Below are 24701 nucleotides of genomic sequence, written 5' to 3'. Positions count from 1 at the left end.
CGGCGGCCGGGGGCCGGGCCCGCCCACCCCCGTACGGCCCGTAAATCACTGTCCTCTGTCAGTGCCCGCCCCTACACTCCGCAGGCTCGATCGATCCACCGGCGCACCGATCCATCGCTTGATCTTTGCCTGCTTTGATACCGTTTTTAGCTGGTTCGCTCCATGCGACCCCGGAGAGCTGGACGTACGAGCGGCCCGCAGGCGATGAGTTTTCGCGACCGGATGAGTCGAACCCTCCACAAGGCCGAAGATATTTTCGATTCATCAAGGACCACAAGGACTTACGAATGAGTACAGAACTGGCAATCGAGACCCAGGGCCTGGTGAAGGTCTTCGGTGAGAACCGCGCCGTCGACGGCGTCGATCTCGCCGTGCCCGCCGGCACGGTCTACGGCGTCCTCGGCCCCAACGGCGCCGGCAAGACCACCACGGTCAAGATGCTGGCCACCCTGCTGCGACCGGACGGCGGCGAGGCGCGGATCTTCGGCAGGGACGTGGTCAAGGACGCCGACGCGGTCCGCAGCCGGGTCAGCCTCACCGGCCAGTACGCATCGGTCGACGAGGACCTGACCGGTACCGAGAACCTCCTGCTCCTGGCCCGGCTGCTCGGCCACTCCAAGCCCGCCGCCCGCGAGCGCGCCGAGCAGCTGCTGGCCGCCTTCGGCCTCACCGAGGCCGCGGACCGCCAGATCAAGAACTACTCGGGCGGTATGCGGCGCCGTATCGACATCGCCGCGTCCATCCTCAACACCCCCGACCTGCTCTTCCTCGACGAGCCCACCACCGGGCTCGACCCGCGCAGCCGGAGCCAGGTCTGGGACATCGTGCGCGCGGTCGTCGCCCAGGGCACCACCGTCCTGCTGACCACGCAGTATCTGGACGAGGCGGACCAGCTGGCCTCCCGGATCGCCGTGATCGACCACGGCCGGGTGATCGCCGAGGGCACCAAGGGCGAGCTGAAGGCGTCCGTCGGCTCCGGCTCCGTACATCTGCGACTGCGCCACGCCGATCAGCGGGCCGAGGCCGAGAAGGTGCTCGTCACGGTGCTCGGCGCCGGGTCCGAGGTCCAGCTCGACGCCGACCCGGTCGCCCTGACCGCCCGGGTGGGCGGCCTCGACGAGGGCGGCGACGCCACCGAGCACGCCGGACGCGCGCTGGCCGAACTGTCCCGCGCCGGGATCACCGTCGACAACTTCTCCCTGGGCCAGCCCAGCCTGGACGAGGTCTTCCTCGCCCTCACCGACAAGAGCGGCAGCACCGGCACCACCACCAGCACCAGCACCAACGGCACGAAGGGGGCGGCGGCATGAGCACCGCGACGGCGAAGACCGACACCAAGGACAAGGACCTCGACGACCTGGTTCTCGACACCCCCAGGGCCGAAGACCTGGCGGCGCTGCTCGTAGGCCGGGAACGGCCACCGCGGCCGAGCGCGCTATCCGCCTCCGTCACGTTCGGATGGCGGGCGATGCTCAAGATCAAGCATGTGCCGGAGCAGCTGTTCGACGTGACGGCGTTCCCGATCATGATGGTGCTGATGTACACGTACCTCTTCGGAGGGGCGCTGGCCGGATCGACCCAGGAGTACATCCAGTTCCTGCTGCCGGGCATCCTGACCATGAGCATCGTGATGATCACGATGTATACCGGCGTCGCGGTCAATACCGATATCTCCAAGGGCGTCTTCGACCGCTTCCGTACGCTGCCGATCTGGCGGCCCGCCCCGATGGTCGGCTATCTCCTCGGCGACCTGGTCCGCTACATCCTCGGGTCCGCCGTGATGCTGGCCGTCGGCATGATCATCGGCTACCGGCCGGACGGAGGGTTCGTCGGTGTGGTCCTCGGGGTCGCCCTGCTGCTCGTCTTCGCCTTCGCCTTCTCGTGGGTGTGGACGATGTTCGGCCTGATGCTGCGCACCGAGAAGTCCGTGATGGGCGTCAGCATGATGGTGATCTTCCCGCTGACCTTCCTGAGCAATATCTTCGTCGACCCGAAGACCATGCCGGGCTGGCTGCAGGCGTTCGTCAACAACAGTCCGGTGACCCATGTGGCCACGGCGGTACGCGAGCTGATGGCGGGCGAATGGCCCGCGGCGGACATCGCGTGGTCGCTGGGGTGGGCCGCCGCACTGATCGTGGTCTTCGGAACGGCCACGATGCGGCTGTACAACCGCAAGTAAGGGCCGCGGACCGTTCCGAGGCACGGGGGAACAACGAGGGAAACGGGGGAAACGGGGGAAGGAAGCGGTGGGGCGTCCTCGCGCGGGGGGCAAGGGCGCCCCACCGCTTCCGCGTATCCGCACCACGCCGCACCACACCCGGCATGGCGGCGGGGGAATTCTCCAATCCCGCCACTCTCATCTCCTCCCGGACGCTACGGTTCCTTCACCGAACCGGCACAAGGGGGGACCTTGAGCAACCAGTACGTCACGCCGCCACCGCCGCCGTACGTCCCCGGGCCAGGGCCCGGGGTCCCGCAGCGACCTCTGTGGAAGATGAAGCGCGTCTACGCCGGAGGCGCGCTGCTCATGCTGCTCGGCGCCGCCTGCGGTGCGGCCGGGGGCTCGGACGAAGCCGGGGCCTCCGCCGCGAAGCCGCGTACCACTGTGACGACCACCGTCACGGCGACGGCGACGGCGACAGCGACAGCGGCGGCGGCGCGGGCCGACACGCCCGAACCCCGCACGACGGTGACGGCGCCCGGCCCGACCGTGACGATCACCAAGACCGCCGAGCCGAAGGCCCGTACCCAGCCGAAGGCGCCACCGAAGACGACGACACCGGAGGCGGAACGCCCCGCCGAGCCGCCCGCCGCGGTCTACTACCGCAACTGCGCGGCGGCCCGCGCCGCCGGTGCCGCCCCGGTCCGCGAGGGCGACCCCGGCTACGGCAGACATCTCGACCGTGACGGCGACGGCGTCGGCTGCGAATAGCCGGGCCGACGGCCCCGGCGGGGGACGACCGTGAACATCCCATGACGGCCGTCCCCTCCGCCCCGAACTCCCGTCCGGCGCACCGATAATCGACCCTCCGAACGGTCGACGACGGAGGAACGACGGTGGACTGGGCGATACTCGGCGGCGGGCTGGCACTCGGACTGGTGATCGCCCTCGTGACCTCACCGGTCGGTGTCTCCGGCGCCGTCTTCCTCCTCCCGGTCCAACTCAGCGTCCTCGACGTCCCGAACCCCGCGGTCACTCCGACGAACCTGCTGTACAACGTGGTCGCGGGCCCCGGAGCGCTCTGGCGCCACCACCGCACCGGGGCGCTCCACGACCCACTCGTCGGCCGCCTGGTCCGAGGCACCCTCCCGGGCGTCGTCGCGGGCGCGGTACTCCGGGTCTTCGTCGTCCCCGGCCCCGGGGTGTTCCGCCTGCTGATAGCGGCCCTGCTGCTGCCACTGGGCCTCTGGCTGTGCGCCCGTACGCTCCGCACCACCCGCCCCGCACCACCGACAGCCGAACCGTCCCCCCGCGTCCTGACCGCCCTCGCCCTCGCGGTCGGCACGGTCGGCGGCGTCTACGGCATCGGCGGCGGCTCGCTCCTCGGCCCGATCCTCGCGGGCCGCGGCCTCCCCGTCGCCCGCGTCGCCCCCGCCGCACTAGCCACCACCTTCACCACCTCGATCGTCGGCGCGACGACCTACACCCTGCTGTCCCTGATCGGCACGGGCGACATCGCCCCCGACTGGTGGCTGGGTCTGGCCTGCGGCACGGGCGGCCTCCTCGGCGGCTACCTGGGCGCCCACCTCCAGCCCTACGCCCCCGACAGAACACTCCGCCTCCTCCTGGGCGCTTTGGCCACGGCGCTGGGGGCGCTCTACGCGACGCAGTCGTTCCTCTGACGCGTTGTACGGCATCCCCGCACGCGCGGGGAGGACTCGCCCCTTGGAGAGACGTGTACAGCTACGACGGGAACAGCCCCGCACGCGCGGGGAGGACGAGCGTGCCCTGCGCGAAAGTCCGTATCGCGCGGGAACAGCCCCGCACGCGCGGGGAGGACGGCGCTGTGCATGACGGCGCCGACGACGAGTTGGGAACAGCCCCGCACGTGCGGGGAGGACGGGAACACCCACGGAGGGGTGTCGCCGTCCGCGGGAACAGCCCCGCACGCGCGGGGAGGACCGGCTTGTTGTCCGCCCACCACTCACGCGACAGGGAACAGCCCCGCACGCGCGGGGAGGACTTTTTCTACGGTTCGAACCTGTATGTCGAGAAGGGAACAGCCCCGCACGCGCGGGGAGGACGAGAAGGAGATGGAGGAGGTGGTCGTGGGCGAGGGAACAGCCCCGCACGCGCGGGGAGGACCCGAGCGTCATGTCGAGGAGCGCCTACGGTGGGGGAACAGCCCCGCACGCGCGGGGAGGACTACTTGTTCAGTTTTACCCATATGGGCCCCCTGGGAACAGCCCCGCACGCGCGGGGAGGACCCTCGCCCACCTGCGGCTTTATGGGCGGCCAGGGCGGATTTTACTTACTACTGCAGATCTCGACCTAACGGGCATATCGGAACTTTCCTTTCTGGAGGTGTACGGAGTCATGCCTACCTCCCGCCGAATCTCCGCCGCTTCGCCGCCTTGCTCCAACCCGACTGCGGACTTCGGGGTGCTTGAGTCTGTTTCTGCGGCGCGTCGGGGTTCGGGCGTCGGATAAGCGTCAGGCCCTCGTGGTCGGTGGGGTGCCAGGCGTGGTCGTGGGTGTGGAAGGTGAAGCCCTGTTCGTTGTCGGACTGCTGGACCATGAGCGCGCGGCCCTGGTCCGCGTACTGGCGGACCTCTGCCCAGAGGATGTCGCGGACCCGGGCCGAGGGGGAGCCGACGAAGACGCCCGCCGAGATCTCCAGCAGCCACCGGGTCAGGAAGCCGCGCAGTCCGGCGGGGCAGTTGGCGAGGACGATGACGGTCACCAGATGGGCTCGTCGCCGTAGTTACGGCCGCTGGAGACGTGCAGGCCGCCGTCGGACTGGAGGGTCATGGTGTCCTGGCCGTCCGCCGGGTCGCGGCTGTCGTCGTAGCGGAGGAGCTGCTGGATGTCGCGTACGCAGCGGTCGAGCAGACCGGTTTCGTTGATCCGGTCCCGGAGGGCCCGGCGGGTGCGGGAAGCCATGTCCTCCTCGCCCTCGGCCGCCGCGTCGAATGCCGCCGGGATGCCGACATCGGTCTTGTACAGGTCCGCGATATCCATGACGAACGAGCGTTCATTGCCCGAGTGCACAAAGCCCAGCGCCGGTGAGCAGCCGAGTGCCGCGATGACCGCGTGGGCGATGCCGTACATGCACTGGGCGGCGGCCGTGATGCCTTGGTTGGGGGCGTCACCGGCCGAGAAGTCGTTCCGGTCGTACTCACGGCGCTTCCAGGGGACACCGGTTCGTATCGATTCGCGGCGGTAGCAGTCCTTCATGCGGCTGCCTTCCATGCCGAGGAGTTCCTGCCGTGTCTTGCCGGCCGGGTCCTCGTCGGGGAAGCGGAGGGAGTACATCGCCCGCGCGATCGCCAGCCGGGTGCGCTGGTTCGCCCAGGCCGTCGCTTGCGCCTCGGCCAGGCCGGACGAGCGGTTGAGCGCCCTTCCGCCCGCGTAGAAGCGCACACCTTGTTCACCTACCCATACCACCGACGCCCCGCATTCGCTGAGGACAGCCATCGCCTGGTGGGTGATGCGCGTGCCCGGGCCGAGCAGCAGGGTCCCGATGGTCGCGGACGGGATGTGGGTGATGCCGTCGGCGTCCGTCGCGGTGATGGCGTTGTCCTCGCGGTGTACGGTGCACCGCTCCAGGTAGACGAAGGAGAGCCGGTCTCCGACGCGGGTGAGTTCCCGGGGGGACAAGGTGCCACGGCGGCTGACCGTACTCATCCGTCCCCCAGCGGGGCCAGGGTCATCAGCCCGCACCCGTACGCCTTGGCTTTGCCGAGACCTTGGGTGAGAGTTCGGCGGAGCAGGCCGGGATCGGTGACCGTCAGCCGTCCGTCGAAGGTGACCCGGGTGATGCGTACGTCCTCCGTGGACCGCTGCGCGGGTGAGCGGCGGAACTGGAGCGGCATGGAGTCCCGGACGATCAGTTCGTACTCGTCCCGGTGCTCCGTGAGCCGCCGCTCGACGGGCTTCTCCACCACGGCGAAGCCGGCCTGCTTCTGGCGCTGGATCAGCCATCCCAACTGGTGGCGGGCGGTGACATGGGGGGCGCGCTTCGTCCGGGCGTCCTTCTCGTCCTGCGGTCTGCGGATGTTGTGTACGGGGTTCGCGGTGAGCCGGAAGCCCCAGGTGCCGCCCTCGCGGAGGGCGTCGAGGAACTCCCCGTAGGCGAAGGTGTCCCAGCCCGGGGTCTCCAGCGTCGGCCAGCCCGCCTGTTCGACCAGGTGGGTCAGATCGGGGCGGGTCGGGCTGACGATGAACAGCTTCGGCCGGTCCTGCGGGCCGCGGTCGATCCGCCACAGGACGCGGGGGCCGTCGCCCTCGCGTGACGGGAGTTCGGGGAAGGCCATATTCACGGCACCGTGCATGAGATGAGGTGAGCCGAGTAGCCGACGGGCCTCCGAGCGGCCCGTGTTGATACGAAATTGCGTCAGGTACATCAGGTGGTCCTCAGTGCTTGTTCTGCACAGGTGAGAGCCCGGCCGTCGGGTCGTGGGGCGATACGTCGACATGGTCGGTGCGGACCCCCCGTAGCCCGTACTGGCGGTATCGCGGATCGAAACTCAGTGGGGTGTCCCGGATGGTGACGTCCGGTGTCTGGCCGGGGCGGCTGTCGACCAGTACGTCCAGCCGCGGTGCCGCGGTCCGCCCCGCGTTTCGGCGTGTGTAGTACCCGGACGCCTGCCACGGGGCTGTCCTCAGCGCGTCTTCCAGCGGCAGGTCCATGGGCGGCTCCAGAGGGATGGGCCGCGACGGAGGGCATGAGCGGCGGCCGAGATACGGGAGGAAGACCGGGGCGAGCAGAGCCGCGTGCAGCTCTTGCAGAAAGGCCGTCTCGCCCTCGACACCCGCCAGGAAGACCGCGTCCGCGAGGTAGAACCGCTCGGACAGCGGCATCGCTTTCCCGGAGTCGGCGTGGTGCGCGGTCTGGAAGTCCCGAAGCCGGGTGCCGGGCTGGTCGATCCGGACGCCGAACCGCAGTGCGGCCAGGTCGGAGAGGTCCGCCGTCCGGGGGCGCCCCTGGGCCGCTGCCAGCAGCCCCAGGACGCCGCTTTTGGTCGGCGCGTTCTCCGTGCCGCGCCGGGTGAAGCGGGACGCGGAGCCCCAGGACTGGAGTGGGCCCGCGAGCCGTAGCAGCAGTGTGCTCATGCCTCGGCCCGCAGTTGACGGCTGACCGCGTCCTCCACATCCTTCACCAGCTGGGCCCGTGTCACCTCGGTACCGAGGTCCGCGAGCGCGTTCGTCTCCGGGCCGACCCGCAGGACCCAACTCTGTACGTCCTCCCCGTCTCCGTACTGCTTCTCCAGATGCGGGACGTACTCGGCGAGCCGGTCGCAGCTCGCCTTGACGAAGCCGCCCTCCTTGCCCTGGCTCACCGGCTCCTCGAAGGCGCCGACGAAGCTGATGGGGCGGCTGGTCCGGAGCTTGACGACGACGGCCGCGGGCAGGGTGTGGTGCCCGAAGGTGTTGATCTTGCCCGTGGGGAGTGAGGTGATGAACGCTTCGACAAAGGCCCCTACGGCCTTCTCCGCCGGTGTCGTCGGGGGCTCGTCGTCCCGCAGCCCCGTACCCAGGTTCTCGTGCAGCGCATTCACGTCCACCGCCGCGTACCGGTAGAGGGTCGCGGAGTTGAAGTCGATGGAGCCGATCATTCCGGCGCCTGACTCGTGGTCTTCGTTCCTGTCGTCCACAGCGGTGAAGTAGTCGGACTCGATCTCGCTCTTGTGGACCCCGATGGCGTGCGCCACCTGGGTGGCCGCGTCCACATTGAGATCGGCGGAGTCGGCGACCATCCGGCCGAAGAGGGCGATGTCCACCGAGTGCCGGGTGTCCACGGCCTGACGCGCCTTGGCCTTGTTCTCCCGGTTCTTGAAGAAGTCCTTGAGGGCGGCGACGTCGCCGTTCGGGCTGCCTTCCACGGCCAGGGCGGCCAGCGCGTCGAGCTGCCGACTGCTCAGGAACATCAGATACGAGGACTCCGGCGCAGCCTTCTCCGCGTCGTCGCCTTCCTTAGCCTTGCGCTTTGGAACTTCCATCTTGGAACCGGTCGCCGTCTGCATCACCTCAGCCGCCAGCTTGACGGCGTCGGCGTCTCCGAGGGACTCGTTCAACTCCTTGATCCGGGCGCCCAGCAGTTCGGCGACCTTCTTCGTCCGGACACCCAACTCGGTCGAGGGGAGCAGTTCCTCGAACGCCGTCCGGGTGGCGCGCTTCCACGCCTGGCTCGATACCCGGGCCCGCCGCACACCGCCGTAGACGGCGGATTTGGGACTGCCCGTGTCGTCACGGTTCAGATTGCTGGGGGGCACCGACTGGAGTACATGGATGTCGATGATGGTTCGCGCCACCGGGATTTCCCTTCATGGTTGTGCCGTGATGCCGAGATGCCGTGCTGTTGTCACGGATGCCGCTTGCGGTGAGGCCGGTCTACTCGCCGGAGTCGCTGTCGTCGCTCCGGGCGCCGTTCTCCTCACCTGAGGAGTCCGACGGCGAATCGGCCGACACCCGCGTCGAGTGGAAGTCGCGCCCCCAGGAGCGTCGTACCGTGGACCGTTTGCTCTCGTCCTGCCAGAGGAAGAGCTGGTCGGCGAGCAGCCCGTAGTCGAGCGACACCCGCGCGCCACGCAGCAGCAGCACCATTTCGCGCAGCCGCAGGGCGAGTACCTCGTACGACGTGGACGTGCCGATCCGTACGAATCGTTTGCGGAGTGATTCGTTCAGCTCTTCGTTGTCCCGGCCGGACCGAGGCTCCTTCTGGCTCTCGCTCCCGGCGCTGTCGGGGCTGCCCTTGGCCGCCGCCAGACGGCGTACCGCCCGGCCGAGTCCACGACCCGGCTTGTGCATGTTGTCGTCGTAAACGGACTGCTGGTGCAGCGCCCACAGAGTGACGGCGAGATGTACCGCCTCCTCCTCCCTGAGGTCGCGGTCCTCGTCCCGGCCGCGTCCGGACTCCTCGGAGCGGACGGTGACCAGATCCTCCAGGCCGTCGATTCCCCAGCTGTCGGGGGAGTCGTGGACGGCGCGTCCGGCCTCGCGCCGCAGCCGGGCCAGTACGGCGACCGCGGCCGGGTTGTCGTTGCGGTACGCGTACTGGAGCCGGTTGATACAGCGGACCGTGGCCCCGCCGGAGGCCCCTAGGCTCCGGCGCCCGGCCTTCGGTGCCGACAGTTCAGTCGTGGTCATGTGGCGGCCTCCGCCTGGTCGTCGTCGTTGGTGTGCGGGGAGGGGCCGCCGGGCTCGTCCCCGGGGGAGGGCGTGGCGGACGGCGGGTCGGTCAGGCCGAGTACCTTCCTGAGCCGTCTGTTGAAGCGCAGCTCCGCGCGGGCGTCGTTGATCCACTGCTTTCCGACTCCCGGTGTGTCCACCAGCCGCCCTTCGGCGGCGGCGGGGCCCGTGGCGTCGAGCAGCTCCCGGCCCAGCCCGCTGATCCGGGTGCGTACGGTCCGCTGCCACGCCCGGCGCGCCGATTCGAGGTCGGCGGGCGGGATCAGGTCCGCCAGCCATCTCCGGTACGGGCCGTCCAGGGCCCCGAAGCCGAGATCTCGTGCCGTGTCGACGGACGAGGCGGGGTCCGATCCGACGGCCCTCGCGAGGTCGGCGGCGAGGTGCCCGAGCGCCGTCACGGCGTTCTCGGCGTCCTGTACCGCGTCCGTCGCCGTCGTGCCGTACTCCGGGTTCTCCTCGTGCAGCAGGACCACCGGCAGGGTGAGGGCGTCGTCGACGATCTCGTCGACGACGGACTGCTGAGTGCCGTACACCGCTCCGACCAGCCGCACCCTGATGAGTTTGTGCGGCTCCAGTTCACCCTCAGTGGTGAGCATGGAGAACCACTTGACGACTCCGGAAGGCAGAGCGGCACGCGGTTCGTCCTTGGGTCCCGTCGAATCGGAGCCCGCGGCCGGGAGCAGTGCTGCCAGGCCGCGCCAGGCCGCGCGGCTCGGGTCGTGCTGTCGCGGCATATAGACCAGGGGGCGGCCCTGCTTCTTCTCCTGTACGGGGCTGCGCCGCCAGCCGGTCATGGGCTCGGTCTGCCAGTGCACATGAGGGGTGAGCGGATCTCCGTAGCCGAGGACGACGCCGGTGACCTCGCCCTTCTCGGCGTGCAGCCGGACCCGTCGCGACTGCCAGGTGTAGAGGTCGCGCAGCCCGCGCGGCTGACGTCCGGCGGGGTCCTCGGGCGCCGCCCCGGGCGGAGGACGCCGCCAGACCGGCAGGTCCGGGGGTCCGGAGCCGTCCCCGAACGTGGTGACGTCCCCCTCGGCGAGGCCGATGAGATTCAGCAGAAGCGTCTCGTGGAGATTGTTCCCTTCCGCGAAGACGCCGCCGAGATTGCCGGTGGAGCCGACTCCCAGCGGATACACCTTTCCGGCCTTGGCCCGGCTGTCGCCTCTCATGGCCGACTTGATGCCCGAGGGGTCGAAGGCGTGGGCGTGGACCAGCCATCGGCTCGCCTCCGCGTACGAGAGCCGGTCCACTCCCGGTCGCCGCATGGCGAAGAACGGATCCCCGTTCGGCACGTCGGCGACGATCCGGTTGAGCGACGAGACCTCGTCCTTCTCCGTCTTCAGATCACCGACCTGGAAGAACGGTGTCTCCGCGTGCAGCAGATCGAACCGGTCGCGGTGCGCGTCGAGATAGCCGGGCACCGGGGCGAACGGCTCGGCCGATCGCCACAGCTCTCCCCAGTCCTCCCGTTCCGCCGGGCCGTTCAGGGCGTCGTGGAGGATCGCCAGCAGCAGCCGGAGCAGCGCCAACTCCTGAGTGGGTACGTCGCCCACGAGTCGCCGCAGGTCCTTGGCCCGGGTGAAGACCTCCCGGAGGGACAACTCGCCGACGCCGCCGTCGAGGAACTGGACCGGCAGCCAGGGCCGGGTGACGAGGTCGAAGGACGGCGGTCCCGGCGGCGGCGCGGCAGGCGGATCGACCGGTGTTTCGGCCAATACGTCCACTATGTCCACGGGCTTCGCCTCAGGCGCGGACTGCGGCACGGAACTCACCCCGGCCCGGCCGTCGGCGGCTGTCGTAACCCGTGCGGCGCCGCCTTCCGGCTCCGATCGTTCACGCTCGCCGTCCTCTCCCGTGCTTTCGACGGAGTCCACCGATTTCACCGAACTCGCCGAACTCCCGGCCTCGACCGCGTCGGCGGACGACACCCGCAGTCCGTCCTCGCGGCTGTACCTGATATCGAAGCCTGACAGGCGGGTCTGACAGTCCTCGTCGAGAACCAGCAGCAACTCACCGGCCAGCCAGGGGCAGTCCTTCGTCTGCCAGGCCGGGACCAGGAACTTCTCCAGTTCGGCGATGGCCCGGTCGGCGTTCCACTGCCGGGAGAACTGCCACGGCAGGGTGATCGCACTCGCGGCGACGGCCTCCGCGGCCCGTCGGCCCGGCGGGAAGTCGGTCGGCAGTTCCAGCCCGCCCCGCCCGTCGTCCAGCCACGGCACGGTGGTCAGCCGACCACTCCGCAGCCGCCGTACGACCAGGACCTCCAGGCTCTCCTCGGAGTCCCGGACCTGGGCCCGGCCCTTCGGGCTGTCGTCGACGTCCCCGGCCCCCGCGCCCAGCCAGCTGTACACCGGCCGCCCCGCCCGGCGGACGGGCCCGAGGAGAAACGCCTCGGCACTGCCGCGTTTGTCCGCGAGTACCCGCAGGTGGGCGGTGCGGGCCGCGTCCATCCGCTCGGTCCACTCGGCGGGCCCGAGCGGCTCGTCCGCGTAGGCGGCCTGCACCAGGGGACTGATGTGGTCCGGCAGTACGAGGGGTTCGCCGTCGAGATGGGAGCCCAGTGCGGCGAGCGCCCGGAGGAGCGTGTGCTCCCCGTAGACGGCCCGCGACCCCCGGACCGGCTCCGGCGGTGCCTGGTCCCGCCACTCCACCCCGGTCACCAGACACCGCGCGGTCGTGAGCCGTGGCGGCCGGAGCCGGGGGTGCCGGTGCAGCCGTCCCATCCGCTGCAATACGAGGTCCACGGGCGCCAGATCGGTGACGAGCAGATCGAAGTCCACATCGAGCGACTGCTCGACGACCTGGCTGGCGACTACGACGTGCGGTCCCGTCGGCCGGTCGCCGCCGGGGCCGAAGCGCTCCCGCAGCCGGGTGTCGTTGACCGCCCGGTCGGCGGCGAGGAACCGGGAGTGGGTGACCGTGATCCGGTCGTCGCCGAAGCGCTCCCGCAGCACATCGGCCGTCTGGAGGACCCGGTCGACGGTGTTGCGTACGACGAGGGCGCAGCCGCCGTCCGCGAGTTCCGCCGCCAGCCGGTCGGCGAGCAGCGCCGGATCGTCGTCCAGCCGTTCCAGTACGACTTCGGTACGGCGCCCCGAAGCGGCGGCGGGCCGCGCGACGAGGGCCGGGGCGCCGGGTGCGGCGGCGGTGATGAGGGGATACGTACGGTCCGTCGGATCATCGGATCGGACCGTGTCGAGATCGCCGCCGTCGGATCCGGCGTAGGCGGCGGCCAGGGCCTGTCGGCGCTCGGCGGGGAGCGTGGCGGAGAGCAGGACCACAGGGACGCGATAGGCCGACAGCCACTCCAGAACCCGGTCCAGGTAGCGGCTCATATACGCGTCGTACGCGTGCACCTCGTCGATGATCACGACCTTGCCCGCCACCGCGAGATGCCGCAGGGCCAGATGCCGGCTCTTGAGCCCGGCGAAGAGCACCTGATCGATCGTGCCCACCGCGAAGGAGGCGAGGAGGGACTTCTTCCGGCCCCGCAGCCAATGGTGGGCGTGGAGTTCGGCAGGGCCCGGGCGGGTGTTCCGTACCCGATCGACCTTGTCCGGCCGGTCGGGGTCGGGGTCGATGGCCGCGAGCGTACGACTGCCCTCGCGCAGCAGGCCCGACCAGATGTCGTTGAGCGCGGCCTTGGCGTGGGCCAGCACGATGGACCTGGGTCCTTCGAGGGGCAGATGCTCCAGCCAGCTGATCAGCCGGGGGAACATCGCGTCACCGGTGGCCCGGGTCGGAAGGGCCACCAGACAGCCCCCGGCACCTGTCCGGCCCGCCAGAATCTCCGCTGCGGCGAATGCGGCTTCTGTCTTACCTTCTCCCATTGGTGCCTCGATGATGAGCAGTCCGGCGGCGGGCATCTGCCGTGCCATCCGTACGGCCTCCTCCTGGACCGGCCTGATGACCGCCGTATCCGGAAGGTCGAAACGGTCCGCGAAGAGGCGGTCCGCCGACTGCTCCGGTTCGACCGGCGCCCAAGGACCCGGCAGATCGAGCCCGGCCCAGGCGGCCTTCAGCCGTCGGGCCTCACCGGTAGGCCCGTTGGGCAGCCAGGACGACGGGTCGTAGGGGAAAAGCTCGGTCGAGCTGGCGATCCAGTCGGCGACGATCACGATCGCCGTGACAAGTACTTGTACGGTCTGCGGCAGCCGGACCGCGTTCCAGGCCCCGATCCGGTCCGGCACACCGGTCAGCTCGGCGCACCCGTCCAGCAGTTCGTGCTGTACGCGGCGCCAGACGGGCTCACTCTTCCCCGGGTGCCGCAGCAGCCGGGGGCGGCCCTGGAGATGGTGGATCTCCTGGTGCTCGGGCGGCGTACCGTGATGCCCTCCCGCGACGACCGCGAAGGCGCCGGAGGTCCTGGTGGGCATTGCGTACCGTTCGAGCAGCCACTCCTGGAGCAGGAGTTGGCCGGCCAGCCCGTGCGGCGCCATCCGGCGATCGGGGCCGTACTCCTTGGCGGACAGCATGCCGAGACCGGCGGTACGCATCACGTCGGCCAGCGGATCCACCTGGCAGGCGAAGGCGGGGGTCGCCTTGCCGATGTCATGGGCACCCGCGAGAAAGGTGACCAGCAGCCGCGCGTCCGTCTCCCCGCCGGGGAGCGACTCGGTCAGAAGTCCCTTGACGTTCCCGGGCAGCCACTCGTCGAACAGCTTGCCCGCGACGGCGGCGCTGTCCGTCATATGCCGCCACAGCGGCAACCAGTCATCGGTCTTCCGGTCGTGCTTCGCCCACACAGTTCGGGCGGCGGGGGACAACTTCGCGAAGGGCGCGCTGTCGGCGGAATGCGCCGACGGCAGGGGTGCTTGCGGCATGGCGGAACCCATTTCGGGGTGCGTTGACCGTTTGTGGGAGTGGCGGCACGCCGTGTCCGGAGACCCTGGGACGGCGGCGGCGTACTGAGGGTGGTGACCCGTGAGGCCGGACGTCCGGTGCCGATCGGGCGGCACCGGACCCGGTGTATTGCTAGACGGTACGGCGCCGCAAGTGAGGCCGCGCGAGGACGACGATCACGATCACCACGGCGCCCCAGAGCCACGGCGCGAGCTCGGGAGAAGCTGGAGGCAGGGTGGCGAGGAGGGCCATCAGCAGAAAGTGCGTGATGGCAGGTGTTCTCCAAGGTTGAGGAGGGTGTTGTTCCGTGGTACTCATGAGAAGTTCCTGTTCAGGCTTGTCGGGCCAGTAGGGACGCGCCGGGTCCGGCCTTCTCGCTGCAACGAGTAGGCGTAGAAGGACCCGGCATTTCTGCATCTGCATGCCGGTGCGCCGCTTGGGCTGCTGCCGACGTGCCCGCCAGGCTAATGGATTTCAGGACGCCTGGCTGCACCATCGAATTGAGTCTGTTTGGTGCTGAGTTGGGCAAGACATGGAGACCCCAGTTGTTGATAGCTGAGTCCCAACCGAGTCCTGGCCAACTCTGTACTCATCCCCGCACGTGCGGGGAGGACGGCAACACTTGCAGCCCCCAGGGGACATCCCCGCACGCACGGGGAACCTTGGGACGTGTCCAGGACTCTATGACGCCCCGTGACCGCTCCGCAGCGATTCTCCTGAACTCACCCCTCCCGCCCCCGCTCCGCCGAGATATGCCACAACGGCGCCACGTACTGCTCCCCCCTGTACCGCAGCAGCAGAGCCTTCAGGGCCTCGCGTTGTGCCCCCGGCAGGCCCAGCGCCTCCGTCAGGCGGCGGAAGGTGGTGTGGCTGATCTGCCGGGCACGGGCCGCGTGTTCGAACGCGGTGACCTCGGCGAGGACCGCGTCGGGGTCCAGCGGCGCCACGGGCCCGGCCCGGAGGCGGGCTGCCTTGGCGCGTTCGTAGTCGAGTTCCGAGAAGCCGACGGTCTCCCGGCTCAGCGCCTCGGCCTCCGCGAGGGTGCGGGTGGAGGCGATCGCGCGGGCCAGCGTGTTGCGGGCGTAGGCGGTCGCCGGGTCGACGGCGTGGACCGTGGGGCCCTCGTCGGTGAGGGGGACGGGGAGTCCGGCGTCGCGGACCTCGCACCGGCCGCGTACGCCCCGGGCCGTGGCCGCGAGCATGGCCGTCGCCTCGGAGGGGTGCCACTCCAGCACACCGGCGACCCGGTCGACGTCGTCGGGGGAGAGGGTGAGGACGTTACGGCCGAGCAGGGGACGCAACTCCCCGGCCGTCACTTCCCCGTCGAGCCCCGGCCCGGCGACGAGCAGCCGTACCCCGGCGCCCAGCCGGTGGCACGCGGCCAGTACGAGCGCGTCCGCCAGGGGGCTGCGCAGGGCGGCCTCGTCGCCCCGGGCCAGGATGTCGCCGCCGACGTCCAGTACGTCGATGGACTCCGGCCGCAGCCGCTCGACCACCTCGGTGAGCTGCCGCAGCACGCCTTCGGCGCCGTATCGGGGATCGATCAGTCCGATCGTCTGCGGGACTTCCCGGGCCAGCCGGGGGAGGGTGGAGCCCGCGGGCGGCACCGGGCGGCTCTCCGCCGTGACGACGGAGACGTTCGGCGTGAGCGGGGCCAGATTGGTGAAGTCGGCCGGGCTTCGCGGTCCGGGCAGCGGGTCGATCAGCAGCCGGTCCCAGGCGTAGGTGAGGACGATCGCGGGGTCCCCGGTGCCGTACAGGGCGGCGTCGGTCATCACGGCGGCGACCGCGTCGCCGCCACCGCCCGCCGCCACGATCAGCCGTGTCACCCGGCCAGGGTACGGTTCCCCGGCCCGGGGACCGGGGAGCCACCACGGGACGGTCGTCGCCCGGCTGGGGCCCTTCGAGCGCCGTCAGCCGCGTCGCGCCCGGCCCGCCGATCCGGTGCCGTCCCGCTGACTCCTCCTGATCCCTGCTGAACCCCCTGATCCCGGCACGGCCCGTCCGGGTCCGCGTACCAGTGGCCCCGGAGCGGCATCGGCATCGGAGGTGCGCTGTGGAAGGCTTTCTGACGGGCTGGCATACTGCACGGGTGTAGCCCTTCGCGCATCCCCCGTCGCGAAGGGCTACACCTGCTTCGGCCGCGTGCCGAGCGGATCGGCGCGCGGAAGATAAGCACGGACAGGGGACTCCCCTGTGGCCCCCTGGCCGTGTTTTTTGTAGTTAACAGTGGCGTAGAGTGTTTGTGCAAGCCGGACACTTGCGCCGGCCATGAGGTGAACATAGGTAACCGGATGGACATCGGCGAAGAACGCGCTCCTGAACTGCGGACGTTGCGGCAGAAGGTCGAGTACATGCTCGAGAAGACCTTCCCGGGCCAGAAGGTCTCCGGGCGGACCTTCGCCGAGCTGGTCAAGGAGCGCGGCGGGTCCCTCTCCCACAGCTACTTCTCGAACATCCTGGCCGGCAAGGTCACCCAGCCGTCCGAGGAGATCCTCAAGGCGCTCGGGCTGGGCTTCGGCGTGGACTGGCGGTTCTTCAAAGAGGAGTCGGAGGTCGTCGGCGACGTGGTCGCCGGGCTCCAGTTCCTCGCCATGCGGCGGACCGGCGAGATCGGCGGCATGGCGGCCCGGGGGGCCGACGAGGACGGGCTGCCCGCGGAGCTGCTGGAGTTCGCCCTCTCCCTGCTCGCGGACACCAAGGCCGGACAGAGACCCGACGGCGCGGAGGACGGCGAGCCGGAGCGCCCCTGACGCTCCGGCGGACGCCGGTACGCCGTACGGCTCCGTACGCGCTGTACGGGCCCCACCGCGCGGGCCCCGCGCGCCGTACGCCCCCGGCCTCGGCGTGCCGTACGCCCCGACTCCGCGCGGCTTCGCACGTTTCCGGCCTCCGCGGCCTCAGTCGCCCCGGCCTCCGCGCGCCGTACGACCGGCCGTCGTTCCGGCTTCGTACGACCTGCCCGTCCCCGGCTCCGTACGGCCCGCCCGTCCCCGGCTCCACGCGGCCCCGTACGAACTCCGGGGCATGCTGATCCGTACAAGCGACCGGTTTTGGCTAGACTCGGCGCCGCATGCGTTGCACGCGTGATGACGATCAAGAGGCCCCTATGTCCCTGCGTGAACTGCGCAAAGAGTGCGAAGCTGGACTAGCCGACCTTCCGATACCCGCCCCTTTCAGCATCGAAGAGCTGGTGGCGAACATGGAGGCCGCCCGCGGCCGAAATATCGTGCTCCAGGAATTGCCCGAGCGACTGGCACGAGTCAACGCGGCCTGCGGCCTCAGACTCAAGTCCGGGACCACCAGTTATGTCCTCTACCGGCGGCGCCCCACCGCGTACCAGACCCAGCATGTGATCCTGCACGAGCTGTGCCACGAGTGGTTCGACCACGGCACCAGCCTGGACGCCGACCAACTGCGCGCGCTGCTGCCGGTCTTCGACACATCGCTGATCAAACGGGTCCTCGCCTCCGACTCCGTCCAGGCCCGGGCCCAGTACGACACCCACGACGAGCGGATCGCCGAATTCGGCGCCTCCCTCATCCCGCGCATGGCCAGAGACGTGACCAGCGACGACATGGTCGGACGGCTGGCGAACTCCCTCTCCCGGCCGGTCGCCCACCGGCGCCGCGCCTTCTCCCCCCGTACGCTGTTCCGCCGCTCGTAGCGCCACCGGTGAGCGCCCCACCGTGTTCACCGGAACCGCCGCCCCCCACCCTGCCCGCAGAACACCCGAGGAACTCAAGTGACCGCGCTCGACTTCGCCGGCTATCTCGTCGCCGGTCTGATGACCGCCGTCGCCCTGTGGCGGATGCCGGCCGCACTCTGGGGCGACGAGGAGGACAAGCGCCGCCGCGCCCTGTGGGGGTGTTACGCGGGCTTCGCCGCCGCCCTGTGGACCAAGACCCGCGTGGTCAGGACCGCCCTCAACGACAGCCCCGTCGTGGACCTCGGGGTGCTGATCAAGCACTACACGTCCACCCTCGCCATTCTGGCGATCCTCAGCTACATCGTCGCCATCTACGGCCACTTCCCGAAAGGCGGGGCCATTCCCCGCCATGTTCGGTTCGCCCGGATCGTCCAGCGGGTGGCGACCAAGGCGTCCGTGGTCACCCTGATCCTGCTGACCGTGCTCTTCTTCACGGTCGTGGACCGCTCGCAGCCGACGGACCGGTTCGTGTCGGAACACGCGGGCCAGTGGGGCGCCACCCTCTATATGAGCGTCTTCTACCTCTACTTGGGCGCCGCGTCCGCCGTCTGCGCCTACCAATGGGCGCTGGCCACCGCCGATACCCGGGTCCGCCATCTGCGGATCGGCCTCGGCATGATGACCTTCGCGATGTTCATCGGCGTCGGCTACACCCTCAGCCGGACCGGGTTCCTGTGGATCAGCGTGATCGACCAGCCCGGCGAGAGCTTCGCGCTCACCTTCGACAAGATCACCGAGGCGGCGCAGGTGGTGCTCTTCGCCTTCTTCGCGATCGGCGCCTCCATCCCCGCCTTCAGCAAGGGCTGGCGGCGGGTCCGGCTGTGGCGGGCCCAGATGAACCTCCACCCCCTCTGGCGCGAGCTGATGACGGCCTTCCCCGACCAGCCGTTCGCCCCGCCGGCCTCCCTCGCCCGGGAGATGACCCGCTTCGACACCCCCGCCGACCTGCGGGTCGACCGCTGGGCGGCCGATATCGCGGACGCGGTCGAGAAGCTGCGCCATTACGTCCCCGATACGCTGCTGGCCGCCGCCAAGGAGGCCGCCGCGAACGAGGGCACGGACTCCGGGAAGACCGACTCGCTCGCCGACGCCTACTGGATCAAGGCCGCCCTGGTCGCCAAGGCCGAGGGCGCGCCCGCCGGGAAGGCCGCCGCCTTCGACACCAAGCCCGCCACCGACCAGGACGGCGAGGTCGCCTGGCTGGTCCGGGTGGCCGCCGCCTACAAGGCCATTCCGGAACAGCGGACCCGTCTGGTCCTGCGATCGTCCCTGGAGCGCAGCGCGTGAACGACACCACCACCGAGACGTCCACCGGTTCCGCCGTCACCACCACGGCCCGGATCGTCACCGACGTCTTCCAGCCCCGCAACATCCTGCTCGCGGGCATGCTCGGCATCGGCCTGGCCGCGGCGGACCACTGGACCGGCCTGCTCTGGGGCTTTCTCGGCGCCCTGTGCGCCGGACTGATCCCGGCCGGCTACATCGAATGGGAGCGCAAGCGGGGCACCTGGGGCGACCGCCATGTCGTCGACCGCACCCAGCGCGCCCCGATCTTCTTCGTCATCCTCGGCTCCGTCGGCACCGGCTCCCTGATCATGCTCATCGGCGACGCGCCCACCCCGATCCTGATCGCGATGCTGGGCCTCTGGGCGATGACCATCGGCCTGCTCGCGGTCAACACGGTCTGGAAGATCTCGGTCGACGCCGCGGTGGCGTCGGCGGTGGTGATCCTGCTGGCCGTGGTCCACTCACCGTGGTGGCTGCTCGCCTACCCGCTGACGATCGCGGTCTGCTGGTCCCGGGTCGCCCTCACGTACCACACGGTCGCCCAGACTGCCGCCGGCGCGTCCCTCGGAGTGGCGACCTCGGTGGGGTTCCTCCTCACCTGACCCACCCCGCCGTGCGAGGCAACTCCCCGACGGCGGTACGGATGCCCTCGTCCTGGAGGAAGCCGCGCCGGCCGCCGCTGGAGCGCAGCCGCCGGCCGTGGCCGGCGATTCCGCGCAGCTCCGGCCCCGGAGGGTATGTCACCCCCTCGAGCGGTCCGGGCGGCAAGAAGGGCCCTGTCGCAGGTCCGGGCCTTCTTCATGGAGCGGGTGACGCGAATCGAACTCGTGCTCCGGCCTGGGAATCACCCGGTACTCGGGCAGGGGAGCGCCTTTCTGAAGTGCGGGAACTCCTCCCGCGGGGTATCTGTCGTCGCGCCTGGCGCCCGGTTCAGTCGGTGGACGGAGGCCGGGGCTCCCCCGCGGCACGGCGGTACTCGTCGTTGATGCGCTGGGCCTCTTCGAGCTGGTCCTCAAGGACGATGATGCGGCAGGCGGCCTCGATGGGGGTGCCCTGGTCGACGAGTTCGCGGGCGCGGGCGGCGATCCGTAGCTGGTAGCGGGAGTACCGGCGATGACCCCCCTCGGAGCGGAGCGGGGTGATCAGACGGGCCTCTCCCAGGGCGCGGAGGAAGCCGGCCGTCGTACCGATCGTCTCGGCGGCCCGGCCCATCGTGTAGGCGGGATAGTCGTCGTCGTCGAGACGGCCGAGCGGATCGCCTGCTGTCATTCTCACCTCTCCGTCGAACCTTCCGGTGCGCGGGCCGGCGGTCCGGCTCGTTCACCGAGGGTAACGCCGTCGTCGACGGCTGGAGAGGCGGAAGGGGGGAATCGGCGCCGAGCGGAGGGCGCCGAGCTGAGGGCGGACCGGTAGAACGGCGGGTCGGCGGGGCTCCCCGCCCCGCCGCCGGTTCTCCGGCCGTCACATCACCGCGGGCCTGCCCAGGAGAGCCGAAGCCCGCCGGATCGGGTCGGTGACGGCCGGGGCGGAGACGGCCGTGGCGGAGACTGCCGGCCGGGCGCCGCATGTGAAACCGAGTTTGGTCATGGCCCGCAGGACCTCGCTGATGTCGAAGTCGCGGCGGTCCTGGCGCGTGATGACCGCGCCGACCTGTTTGGCGGGGTAGTCATGGCGCCCGATGGTCACGAACGGGCCGGAGACGGGTTCGGGCACGACGCCTTTCATCGCCTCCAGGACAACGCCCTTCGTCAGCTCGAACGGGAAGCGGGCGATCACGCAGCGCATGGGACCTCACAGGTGGAAGGGAAGGGGCGGGCGGTCATGGGCGGGGTACGGTGTCCGTCGGTTCGAGTTCGCTCAGGCGCACCCGGTCGGTATACGCCGGACTGGCGCGGAAGCCGACGAGCTGGGACCTGGTGACGAGCCCGGTACGCAGGCCGTCGGCGTCATGGATGACCAGGCGTGCGGTACGGGCCCCGTTCATGACCGCCAGGGCGACCTCGACGGTCATGTCCGCCCAGACGTTCGGTTCGGCCGTGGCCTGGACGGGCGGGCGGTGGAGTCGCGTCTGTGTCGGTGTCACAAGTGGCTCCTGGTGGGGAGAGAGGAAGGCGTGGACGCCGGCTCCGGCGCGGAGTCCTGGGAAGTCCGGGCGGGTGATGTCCGCCGCGGGACCCGGCCCGGGTCCGTCCGGCGGTCGTCGTGCCGGGCCGGAGCGGTGGCGCCGGGCGGTTCCGTCCCCGGGACGGGGACGCCCGAGGGAGTCCGCGCGCCCGTGATGCGGTGCAGTTCCGCCTCGCCGGGATGGAGCCTGGTGATCCTGGGACGGACGCCGGCCTCGGACATGAGGCGGGCGGCGGCGCGGCGCTGGTTCGGTGTGACCAGCGTGACGACGCTGCCGGGATTCCCGGCCCGGGCGGTGCGGCCGCTGCGGTGCAGGTAGTCCTTGGGGTCGGCGGGCGGATCCACGTTGACGACGAGGTCGAGGCCGTCGACGTGGATGCCGCGGGCCGCGACGCTCGTGGCGACGAGCACCGGCACCTGACCGCTCCTGAACCGCGCGAGCGCGCGAGTGCGCTGGGGCTGGGACTTGCCGCCGTGCAGCGCGGCGGCGAGCACCCCGCGGGCCAGCAGGTCCCCGGTCAGCCGGTCGACGGCGTGCTTGGTGTCGAGGAACATGATCACGCGCCCCCTGCGGGCGGCGATCTCGGCGGTCGCGGCCTGTTTGTCGTCGGCGCGGACGTGCAGGACGTGGTGCTCCATCGTGGCGACGGCTCCGGCGGCCGGGTCTACGGAGTGCACCACCGGGTCCGACAGATAGCGGGCGACGAGCCGGTCGACGCTGCGGTCCAGGGTGGCGGAGAAGAGCAGCCGCTGGCCTCCGGGCGGCACTTGGTCGAGGAGTTCGGCGATCTGGGGCGCGAAGCCCATGTCGGTCATCTGGTCCGCCTCGTCCAGGACGGTGACGAGGATCCGGTCCAGCAGACAGTCGCCCCGGACGACGAGGTCCCTGAGCCGGCCCGGGGTGGCGACGACGATCTCGGCGCCCTTCCGCAGGGCGTAGGTCTGCCTGCCGAGGGGCGTTCCGCCGACGACCGTGGCCAGCCTCGACCCGACGGCGCGGGCGTACGGCGTGAGCGCGTCGGTCACCTGCTGAGCCAGCTCGCGGGTGGGGACGAGGACGAGGGCGAGGGGCCGCCGCGGCGCCGCCCGCGTGCCTGCCGTACGGGCCACCACGGCGAGGCCGAAGGCGAGTGTCTTGCCGGAGCCGGTGCGGCCGCGCCCCAGGACGTCCCGGCCCGCGAGGGCGTTCGGCAGGGTCGCGCCCTGGATGGGGAACGGTGCGGTGACGCCTTCGGCGGTGAGCGCGGAGAGCAGCCGGTCCGGCAGGTCGAGGTCGGCGAACGAGCCGACCGCGGGCAGCGTGGGAGCGGCCGGGGAGGGGAGGGCGTCCTCGCGCGGCCCGGGGGCGGAGCCCTCGTGGCCAGGGGTGGGGCGGCGGACGGTCGGGTGCGTGCTGTTCATGCGGGACCTTCCTCGGCGCGAGGCGCATCGAGGAATTTCCGCGGCGAAGGAACGGAACGAATGAATTCCCGACGGCTTCGAATGGGGCATGAAAGCTGAACCGCCGTAATGAGGCCCGAAAGGCGTGCTCGGCGGAAAGGGGCGCGCGACGCGGAGGTGGTGACCGGGCCGTCGGCGCGGTGGATCGGAAGCGGGGCCGCCCGGGAGGATTCCCGCGGGCGTACGCCGTGGGGCCCGCACCCCGGAGGATGCGGGCCCCTGCTGCGCGGCGTGTGCGTCAGGATCAGACCGAGGCGATGTTCTCGGCCGTGGGGCCCTTCTGGCCCTGCGCGATGTCGAAGCTGACCTTCTGGCCTTCCTGCAGCTCACGGAAGCCCTGGGAGGCGATGTTCGAGTAGTGGGCGAACACGTCGGGGCCGCCACCGTCCTGCTCGATGAAGCCGAAGCCCTTTTCCGCGTTGAACCACTTCACGGTGCCTGTGCTCATGTCGTATCTCCTTCGGGGATCATCGGCGTCCGCACTGCGCGGAAACCATGTCGCCGTGATGATTGCCCTGCCGGAGAATCCGGAGATGAAAAAAGCGTTCCCGCCGCCGTGAAGGCCGTGGGGGACACTTGAAGTTTCGGGAACCACAACTGCAACTGAAATCGACAGTAGCACGGACGGGTTCCGAAAGGCGGTGGAGTATCTCCGCTCTTTTTGGGCGGGAGTAATTCTCGTCGTGCCGTATGCCGAATTCTTATGCCGCGCGGGTAGGTATCGGCTCAGCGCTCGCGCGCACCGGGCACCTCCGCCGCCCCCGGGCGCACCCCGGGAGACGCCGGCATGCCGTCGCCAAGAGACCGGTCAGGGTTCCTCGGCGTGCGGGCCGGTGCCGCTCGTGGGCCTGCTGGTCGTCAGCCAGGACCGCGCCGGTTCGGAGGGGTGCGCGGTGTCCACGGTCAGATGGAGGCGGGTGCCTCCCTCCGGAGCCGGGTAGCTGCGCTGCTCCCCGCCCGCGAAACAGCGCCGCAGGACGTCGGCCACGAGGCGGGCGGTGTCCGGAGAGGCGGCCACGATGCGCACCTCCGCGTGCCCCGGCGGCGGCAGGGTTCCTGGTTCGTCGTGCTCCACGGCGGCACCGTCCTATCTGTACGGGGGACGCGCCTGCCGGTGGGGACGAGCGGGGGAGGGCACGCCTTGACGCGTCCACCGTACGTCGCGTCGGGGTCTGGGCGGTGTCGAACGGCCCCGCGGAGGTGAGCGGCGCGGCGCGCGCACACTCCCGGAGTACGGTGGAGGAACGGGGCAGTCGTCCGCCCGGTGATACGGCATCCGTCGCGCCACCGCCGGCGAAAGGCGCGAGCACCCGTGGACAGGCGGACCGATTCATGACCGACGCCGGAATTCCCCCCACGCCGCCGCGGCTCCTGCCGGACGAGATCCACGACGCCGTCGGCCCGGGCACGGCGCTGCTCCGGCTGGAGACGACGGGATCTCGCCAGGGCCTCCTGGACGGCGCGTGGTGGCCCCGTTCACGCAACGTCGAGCGGGAGATCCCTCCGCTGGTCACCGCCCTGGCCGCACACCTCGGCCCCGTCACCCGCGTCGGCCTGGACGCCTCCGCCTGGAACGGCATCCCGACCCGCCTGGTCGTCGACGACCGGGTCGTGCACCTCGACTCCTTCCCCGTCGGCGACGCCACCGTTCTGATCACCCGCGGGGACAGCGATCACTTCTCCCTCTTGGTCGTCCCGCCGGACACGCCCCCCGAGGCGGCCCGTGCCGCGATGGCCCGTGCCGTCCGCGCCGACAACATCACCCATGCCGCCGAGATCCTCCTCGCCGGGACTCCCGGAACGGCCACCCCGCCGCGAGGGCCGGCCTAGGGCGTGTCTGGCGGATATTGCCGGGCTCGCGTGCCCTGGCACCGCGCCTCGCCGCGTTGTCGTCGGTCGCCTACGGCCCCCTGCGCCTGGCGGCGCGGGTGGGGGCACCTCCCGGGC

At 70.6% G+C, this 24701-nt stretch carries 23 protein-coding genes and 1 CRISPR repeat array; of the genes, 9 read left to right on the top strand and 14 right to left on the bottom strand.

The features are described 5' to 3' along the window. Window positions 1-287: 287 nt before the first annotated feature. The 4 genes from ABZ714_RS23280 (at window position 288) to ABZ714_RS23265 (ending at window position 3843) form a co-directional block, all read left to right on the top strand. Window positions 288-1310 (top strand): ATP-binding cassette domain-containing protein, encoded by a 1023-nt coding sequence (locus ABZ714_RS23280; RefSeq protein ID WP_358827228.1) that lies wholly within the window; start codon window positions 288-290, stop codon window positions 1308-1310. Beyond that, on the top strand, window positions 1307-2179 hold the full coding sequence (locus tag ABZ714_RS23275; protein WP_358827227.1) for an ABC transporter permease: 873 nt from the start codon (window positions 1307-1309) through the stop codon (window positions 2177-2179). Before ABZ714_RS23280 ends, ABZ714_RS23275 begins: the two co-directional genes overlap by 4 nt. Before the next feature lie 315 nt (window positions 2180-2494). After that, complete coding sequence (locus ABZ714_RS23270; protein ID WP_358827272.1) at window positions 2495-2932, top strand: excalibur calcium-binding domain-containing protein; 438 nt, start codon at window positions 2495-2497, stop codon at window positions 2930-2932. Between the two features lie 125 nt (window positions 2933-3057). Then, complete coding sequence (locus tag ABZ714_RS23265) at window positions 3058-3843, top strand: sulfite exporter TauE/SafE family protein (protein ID WP_358827226.1); 786 nt, start codon at window positions 3058-3060, stop codon at window positions 3841-3843. Between the two features lie 7 nt (window positions 3844-3850). Continuing rightward, window positions 3851-4428: a CRISPR direct-repeat array (repeat unit 29 nt; unit sequence GGGAACAGCCCCGCACGCGCGGGGAGGAC). A 113-nt stretch (window positions 4429-4541) separates the two neighbouring features. On the opposite strand, the gene cas2e is transcribed toward ABZ714_RS23265, so the two are convergent. From cas2e to ABZ714_RS23225, 8 genes are all read right to left on the bottom strand, one after another. Next, on the bottom strand, window positions 4542-4904 hold the full coding sequence (gene cas2e, locus ABZ714_RS23260; protein ID WP_358827225.1) for a type I-E CRISPR-associated endoribonuclease Cas2e: 363 nt from the start codon (window positions 4902-4904) through the stop codon (window positions 4542-4544). Beyond that, window positions 4901-5848 carry a type I-E CRISPR-associated endonuclease Cas1e gene (gene cas1e, locus ABZ714_RS23255; RefSeq protein ID WP_358827224.1) on the bottom strand — a complete coding sequence of 316 codons (948 nt, stop codon included), beginning with the start codon at window positions 5846-5848 and terminating at the stop codon, window positions 4901-4903. Before cas1e ends, cas2e begins: the two co-directional genes overlap by 4 nt. Continuing rightward, the gene (cas6e, locus tag ABZ714_RS23250; protein WP_358827223.1) at window positions 5845-6567 is read right to left on the bottom strand and encodes a type I-E CRISPR-associated protein Cas6/Cse3/CasE; all 723 of its coding nucleotides are present in this window, start codon (window positions 6565-6567) and stop codon (window positions 5845-5847) included. Before cas6e ends, cas1e begins: the two co-directional genes overlap by 4 nt. Before the next feature lie 10 nt (window positions 6568-6577). Continuing rightward, on the bottom strand, window positions 6578-7276 hold the full coding sequence (gene cas5e, locus ABZ714_RS23245; protein WP_358827222.1) for a type I-E CRISPR-associated protein Cas5/CasD: 699 nt from the start codon (window positions 7274-7276) through the stop codon (window positions 6578-6580). Further along, window positions 7273-8475, bottom strand: coding sequence for a type I-E CRISPR-associated protein Cas7/Cse4/CasC (gene cas7e, locus ABZ714_RS23240; RefSeq protein ID WP_358827221.1), 1203 nt, complete (start codon window positions 8473-8475; stop codon window positions 7273-7275). The genes cas5e and cas7e overlap by 4 nt, the downstream gene beginning before the upstream one ends. Window positions 8476-8554: 79 nt before the next feature. Then, on the bottom strand, window positions 8555-9310 hold the full coding sequence (casB, locus tag ABZ714_RS23235) for a type I-E CRISPR-associated protein Cse2/CasB (protein WP_358827220.1): 756 nt from the start codon (window positions 9308-9310) through the stop codon (window positions 8555-8557). Further along, a complete protein-coding gene (casA, locus tag ABZ714_RS23230; RefSeq protein ID WP_358827219.1) occupies window positions 9307-14175 on the bottom strand; it encodes a type I-E CRISPR-associated protein Cse1/CasA in 4869 nt (1622 codons plus the stop codon). Before casA ends, casB begins: the two co-directional genes overlap by 4 nt. A gap of 741 nt (window positions 14176-14916) precedes the next feature. Further along, the gene (locus ABZ714_RS23225) at window positions 14917-16023 is read right to left on the bottom strand and encodes a DUF1152 domain-containing protein (RefSeq protein WP_358827218.1); all 1107 of its coding nucleotides are present in this window, start codon (window positions 16021-16023) and stop codon (window positions 14917-14919) included. Between the two features lie 465 nt (window positions 16024-16488). Here ABZ714_RS23225 and ABZ714_RS23220 point away from each other — a divergent pair, with 465 nt between their 5' ends. From ABZ714_RS23220 to ABZ714_RS23205, 4 genes are all read left to right on the top strand, one after another. After that, complete coding sequence (locus ABZ714_RS23220; RefSeq protein ID WP_358827217.1) at window positions 16489-16947, top strand: hypothetical protein; 459 nt, start codon at window positions 16489-16491, stop codon at window positions 16945-16947. A 356-nt stretch (window positions 16948-17303) separates the two neighbouring features. Next, window positions 17304-17861, top strand: coding sequence for a toxin (locus ABZ714_RS23215; protein WP_358827216.1), 558 nt, complete (start codon window positions 17304-17306; stop codon window positions 17859-17861). Between the two features lie 78 nt (window positions 17862-17939). Then, entirely contained in the window at window positions 17940-19190 is a 1251-nt protein-coding gene (locus ABZ714_RS23210) for an MAB_1171c family putative transporter (RefSeq protein ID WP_358827215.1), read from the top strand. Beyond that, the gene (locus ABZ714_RS23205; protein WP_358827214.1) at window positions 19187-19792 is read left to right on the top strand and encodes a hypothetical protein; all 606 of its coding nucleotides are present in this window, start codon (window positions 19187-19189) and stop codon (window positions 19790-19792) included. The genes ABZ714_RS23210 and ABZ714_RS23205 overlap by 4 nt, the downstream gene beginning before the upstream one ends. 328 nt (window positions 19793-20120) lie before the next feature. Here ABZ714_RS23205 and ABZ714_RS23200 read toward each other — a convergent pair whose 3' ends face one another. The 6 genes from ABZ714_RS23200 to ABZ714_RS23175 all read right to left on the bottom strand — a co-directional run bounded on the left by ABZ714_RS23200 (window position 20121) and on the right by ABZ714_RS23175 (window position 23829). Continuing rightward, entirely contained in the window at window positions 20121-20459 is a 339-nt protein-coding gene (locus tag ABZ714_RS23200) for a MerR family transcriptional regulator (protein ID WP_358827213.1), read from the bottom strand. A gap of 192 nt (window positions 20460-20651) precedes the next feature. Next, window positions 20652-20975, bottom strand: a complete 324-nt coding sequence (locus ABZ714_RS23195; RefSeq protein ID WP_358827212.1) for an SCO5918 family protein — start codon at window positions 20973-20975, stop codon at window positions 20652-20654. A gap of 34 nt (window positions 20976-21009) precedes the next feature. Next, on the bottom strand, window positions 21010-21273 hold the full coding sequence (locus ABZ714_RS23190) for a CBS domain-containing protein (protein WP_358827211.1): 264 nt from the start codon (window positions 21271-21273) through the stop codon (window positions 21010-21012). Continuing rightward, entirely contained in the window at window positions 21270-22715 is a 1446-nt protein-coding gene (locus ABZ714_RS23185) for a DEAD/DEAH box helicase (RefSeq protein ID WP_358827210.1), read from the bottom strand. The genes ABZ714_RS23190 and ABZ714_RS23185 overlap by 4 nt, the downstream gene beginning before the upstream one ends. A gap of 283 nt (window positions 22716-22998) precedes the next feature. Beyond that, the gene (locus ABZ714_RS23180; RefSeq protein WP_358827209.1) at window positions 22999-23202 is read right to left on the bottom strand and encodes a cold-shock protein; all 204 of its coding nucleotides are present in this window, start codon (window positions 23200-23202) and stop codon (window positions 22999-23001) included. Window positions 23203-23562: 360 nt separating this feature from the next. Further along, window positions 23563-23829: a hypothetical protein gene (locus ABZ714_RS23175; RefSeq protein WP_358827208.1), complete on the bottom strand. Its 267-nt coding sequence runs from the start codon at window positions 23827-23829 to the stop codon at window positions 23563-23565. Between the two features lie 257 nt (window positions 23830-24086). Here ABZ714_RS23175 and ABZ714_RS23170 point away from each other — a divergent pair, with 257 nt between their 5' ends. Continuing rightward, window positions 24087-24584 (top strand): DUF5994 family protein, encoded by a 498-nt coding sequence (locus ABZ714_RS23170; protein WP_358827207.1) that lies wholly within the window; start codon window positions 24087-24089, stop codon window positions 24582-24584. Window positions 24585-24701 lie beyond the last annotated feature (117 nt).

It is taken from the genome of Streptomyces sp. NPDC006798, assembly GCF_040635975.1.
In the GTDB taxonomy this organism is placed as follows: domain Bacteria; phylum Actinomycetota; class Actinomycetes; order Streptomycetales; family Streptomycetaceae; genus Streptomyces.
This window is presented reverse-complemented; position numbering and strand designations above follow the sequence as displayed.

Bases quoted from the DNA above. Each gene is read 5' to 3' on its own strand.
- ABZ714_RS23180 (WP_358827209.1), bottom strand. From the start codon at position 23,202: ATGAGCACAGGCACCGTGAAGTGGTTCAACGCGGAAAAGGGCTTCGGC.
- ABZ714_RS23195 (WP_358827212.1), bottom strand. From the start codon at position 20,975: ATGCGCTGCGTGATCGCCCGCTTCCCGTTCGAGCTGACGAAGGGCGTT.
- cas1e (WP_358827224.1), bottom strand. From the start codon at position 5,848: ATGAGTACGGTCAGCCGCCGTGGCACCTTGTCCCCCCGGGAACTCACC.
- cas5e (WP_358827222.1), bottom strand. From the start codon at position 7,276: ATGAGCACACTGCTGCTACGGCTCGCGGGCCCACTCCAGTCCTGGGGC.
- ABZ714_RS23280 (WP_358827228.1), top strand. From the start codon at position 288: ATGAGTACAGAACTGGCAATCGAGACCCAGGGCCTGGTGAAGGTCTTC.
- cas6e (WP_358827223.1), bottom strand. From the start codon at position 6,567: ATGTACCTGACGCAATTTCGTATCAACACGGGCCGCTCGGAGGCCCGT.
- ABZ714_RS23185 (WP_358827210.1), bottom strand. From the start codon at position 22,715: ATGAACAGCACGCACCCGACCGTCCGCCGCCCCACCCCTGGCCACGAG.
- ABZ714_RS23200 (WP_358827213.1), bottom strand. From the start codon at position 20,459: ATGACAGCAGGCGATCCGCTCGGCCGTCTCGACGACGACGACTATCCC.
- ABZ714_RS23275 (WP_358827227.1), top strand. From the start codon at position 1,307: ATGAGCACCGCGACGGCGAAGACCGACACCAAGGACAAGGACCTCGAC.
- ABZ714_RS23270 (WP_358827272.1), top strand. From the start codon at position 2,495: ATGAAGCGCGTCTACGCCGGAGGCGCGCTGCTCATGCTGCTCGGCGCC.
- ABZ714_RS23170 (WP_358827207.1), top strand. From the start codon at position 24,087: ATGACCGACGCCGGAATTCCCCCCACGCCGCCGCGGCTCCTGCCGGAC.
- casA (WP_358827219.1), bottom strand. From the start codon at position 14,175: ATGCCGCAAGCACCCCTGCCGTCGGCGCATTCCGCCGACAGCGCGCCC.
- casB (WP_358827220.1), bottom strand. From the start codon at position 9,310: ATGACCACGACTGAACTGTCGGCACCGAAGGCCGGGCGCCGGAGCCTA.
- ABZ714_RS23220 (WP_358827217.1), top strand. From the start codon at position 16,489: ATGGACATCGGCGAAGAACGCGCTCCTGAACTGCGGACGTTGCGGCAG.
- ABZ714_RS23215 (WP_358827216.1), top strand. From the start codon at position 17,304: ATGTCCCTGCGTGAACTGCGCAAAGAGTGCGAAGCTGGACTAGCCGAC.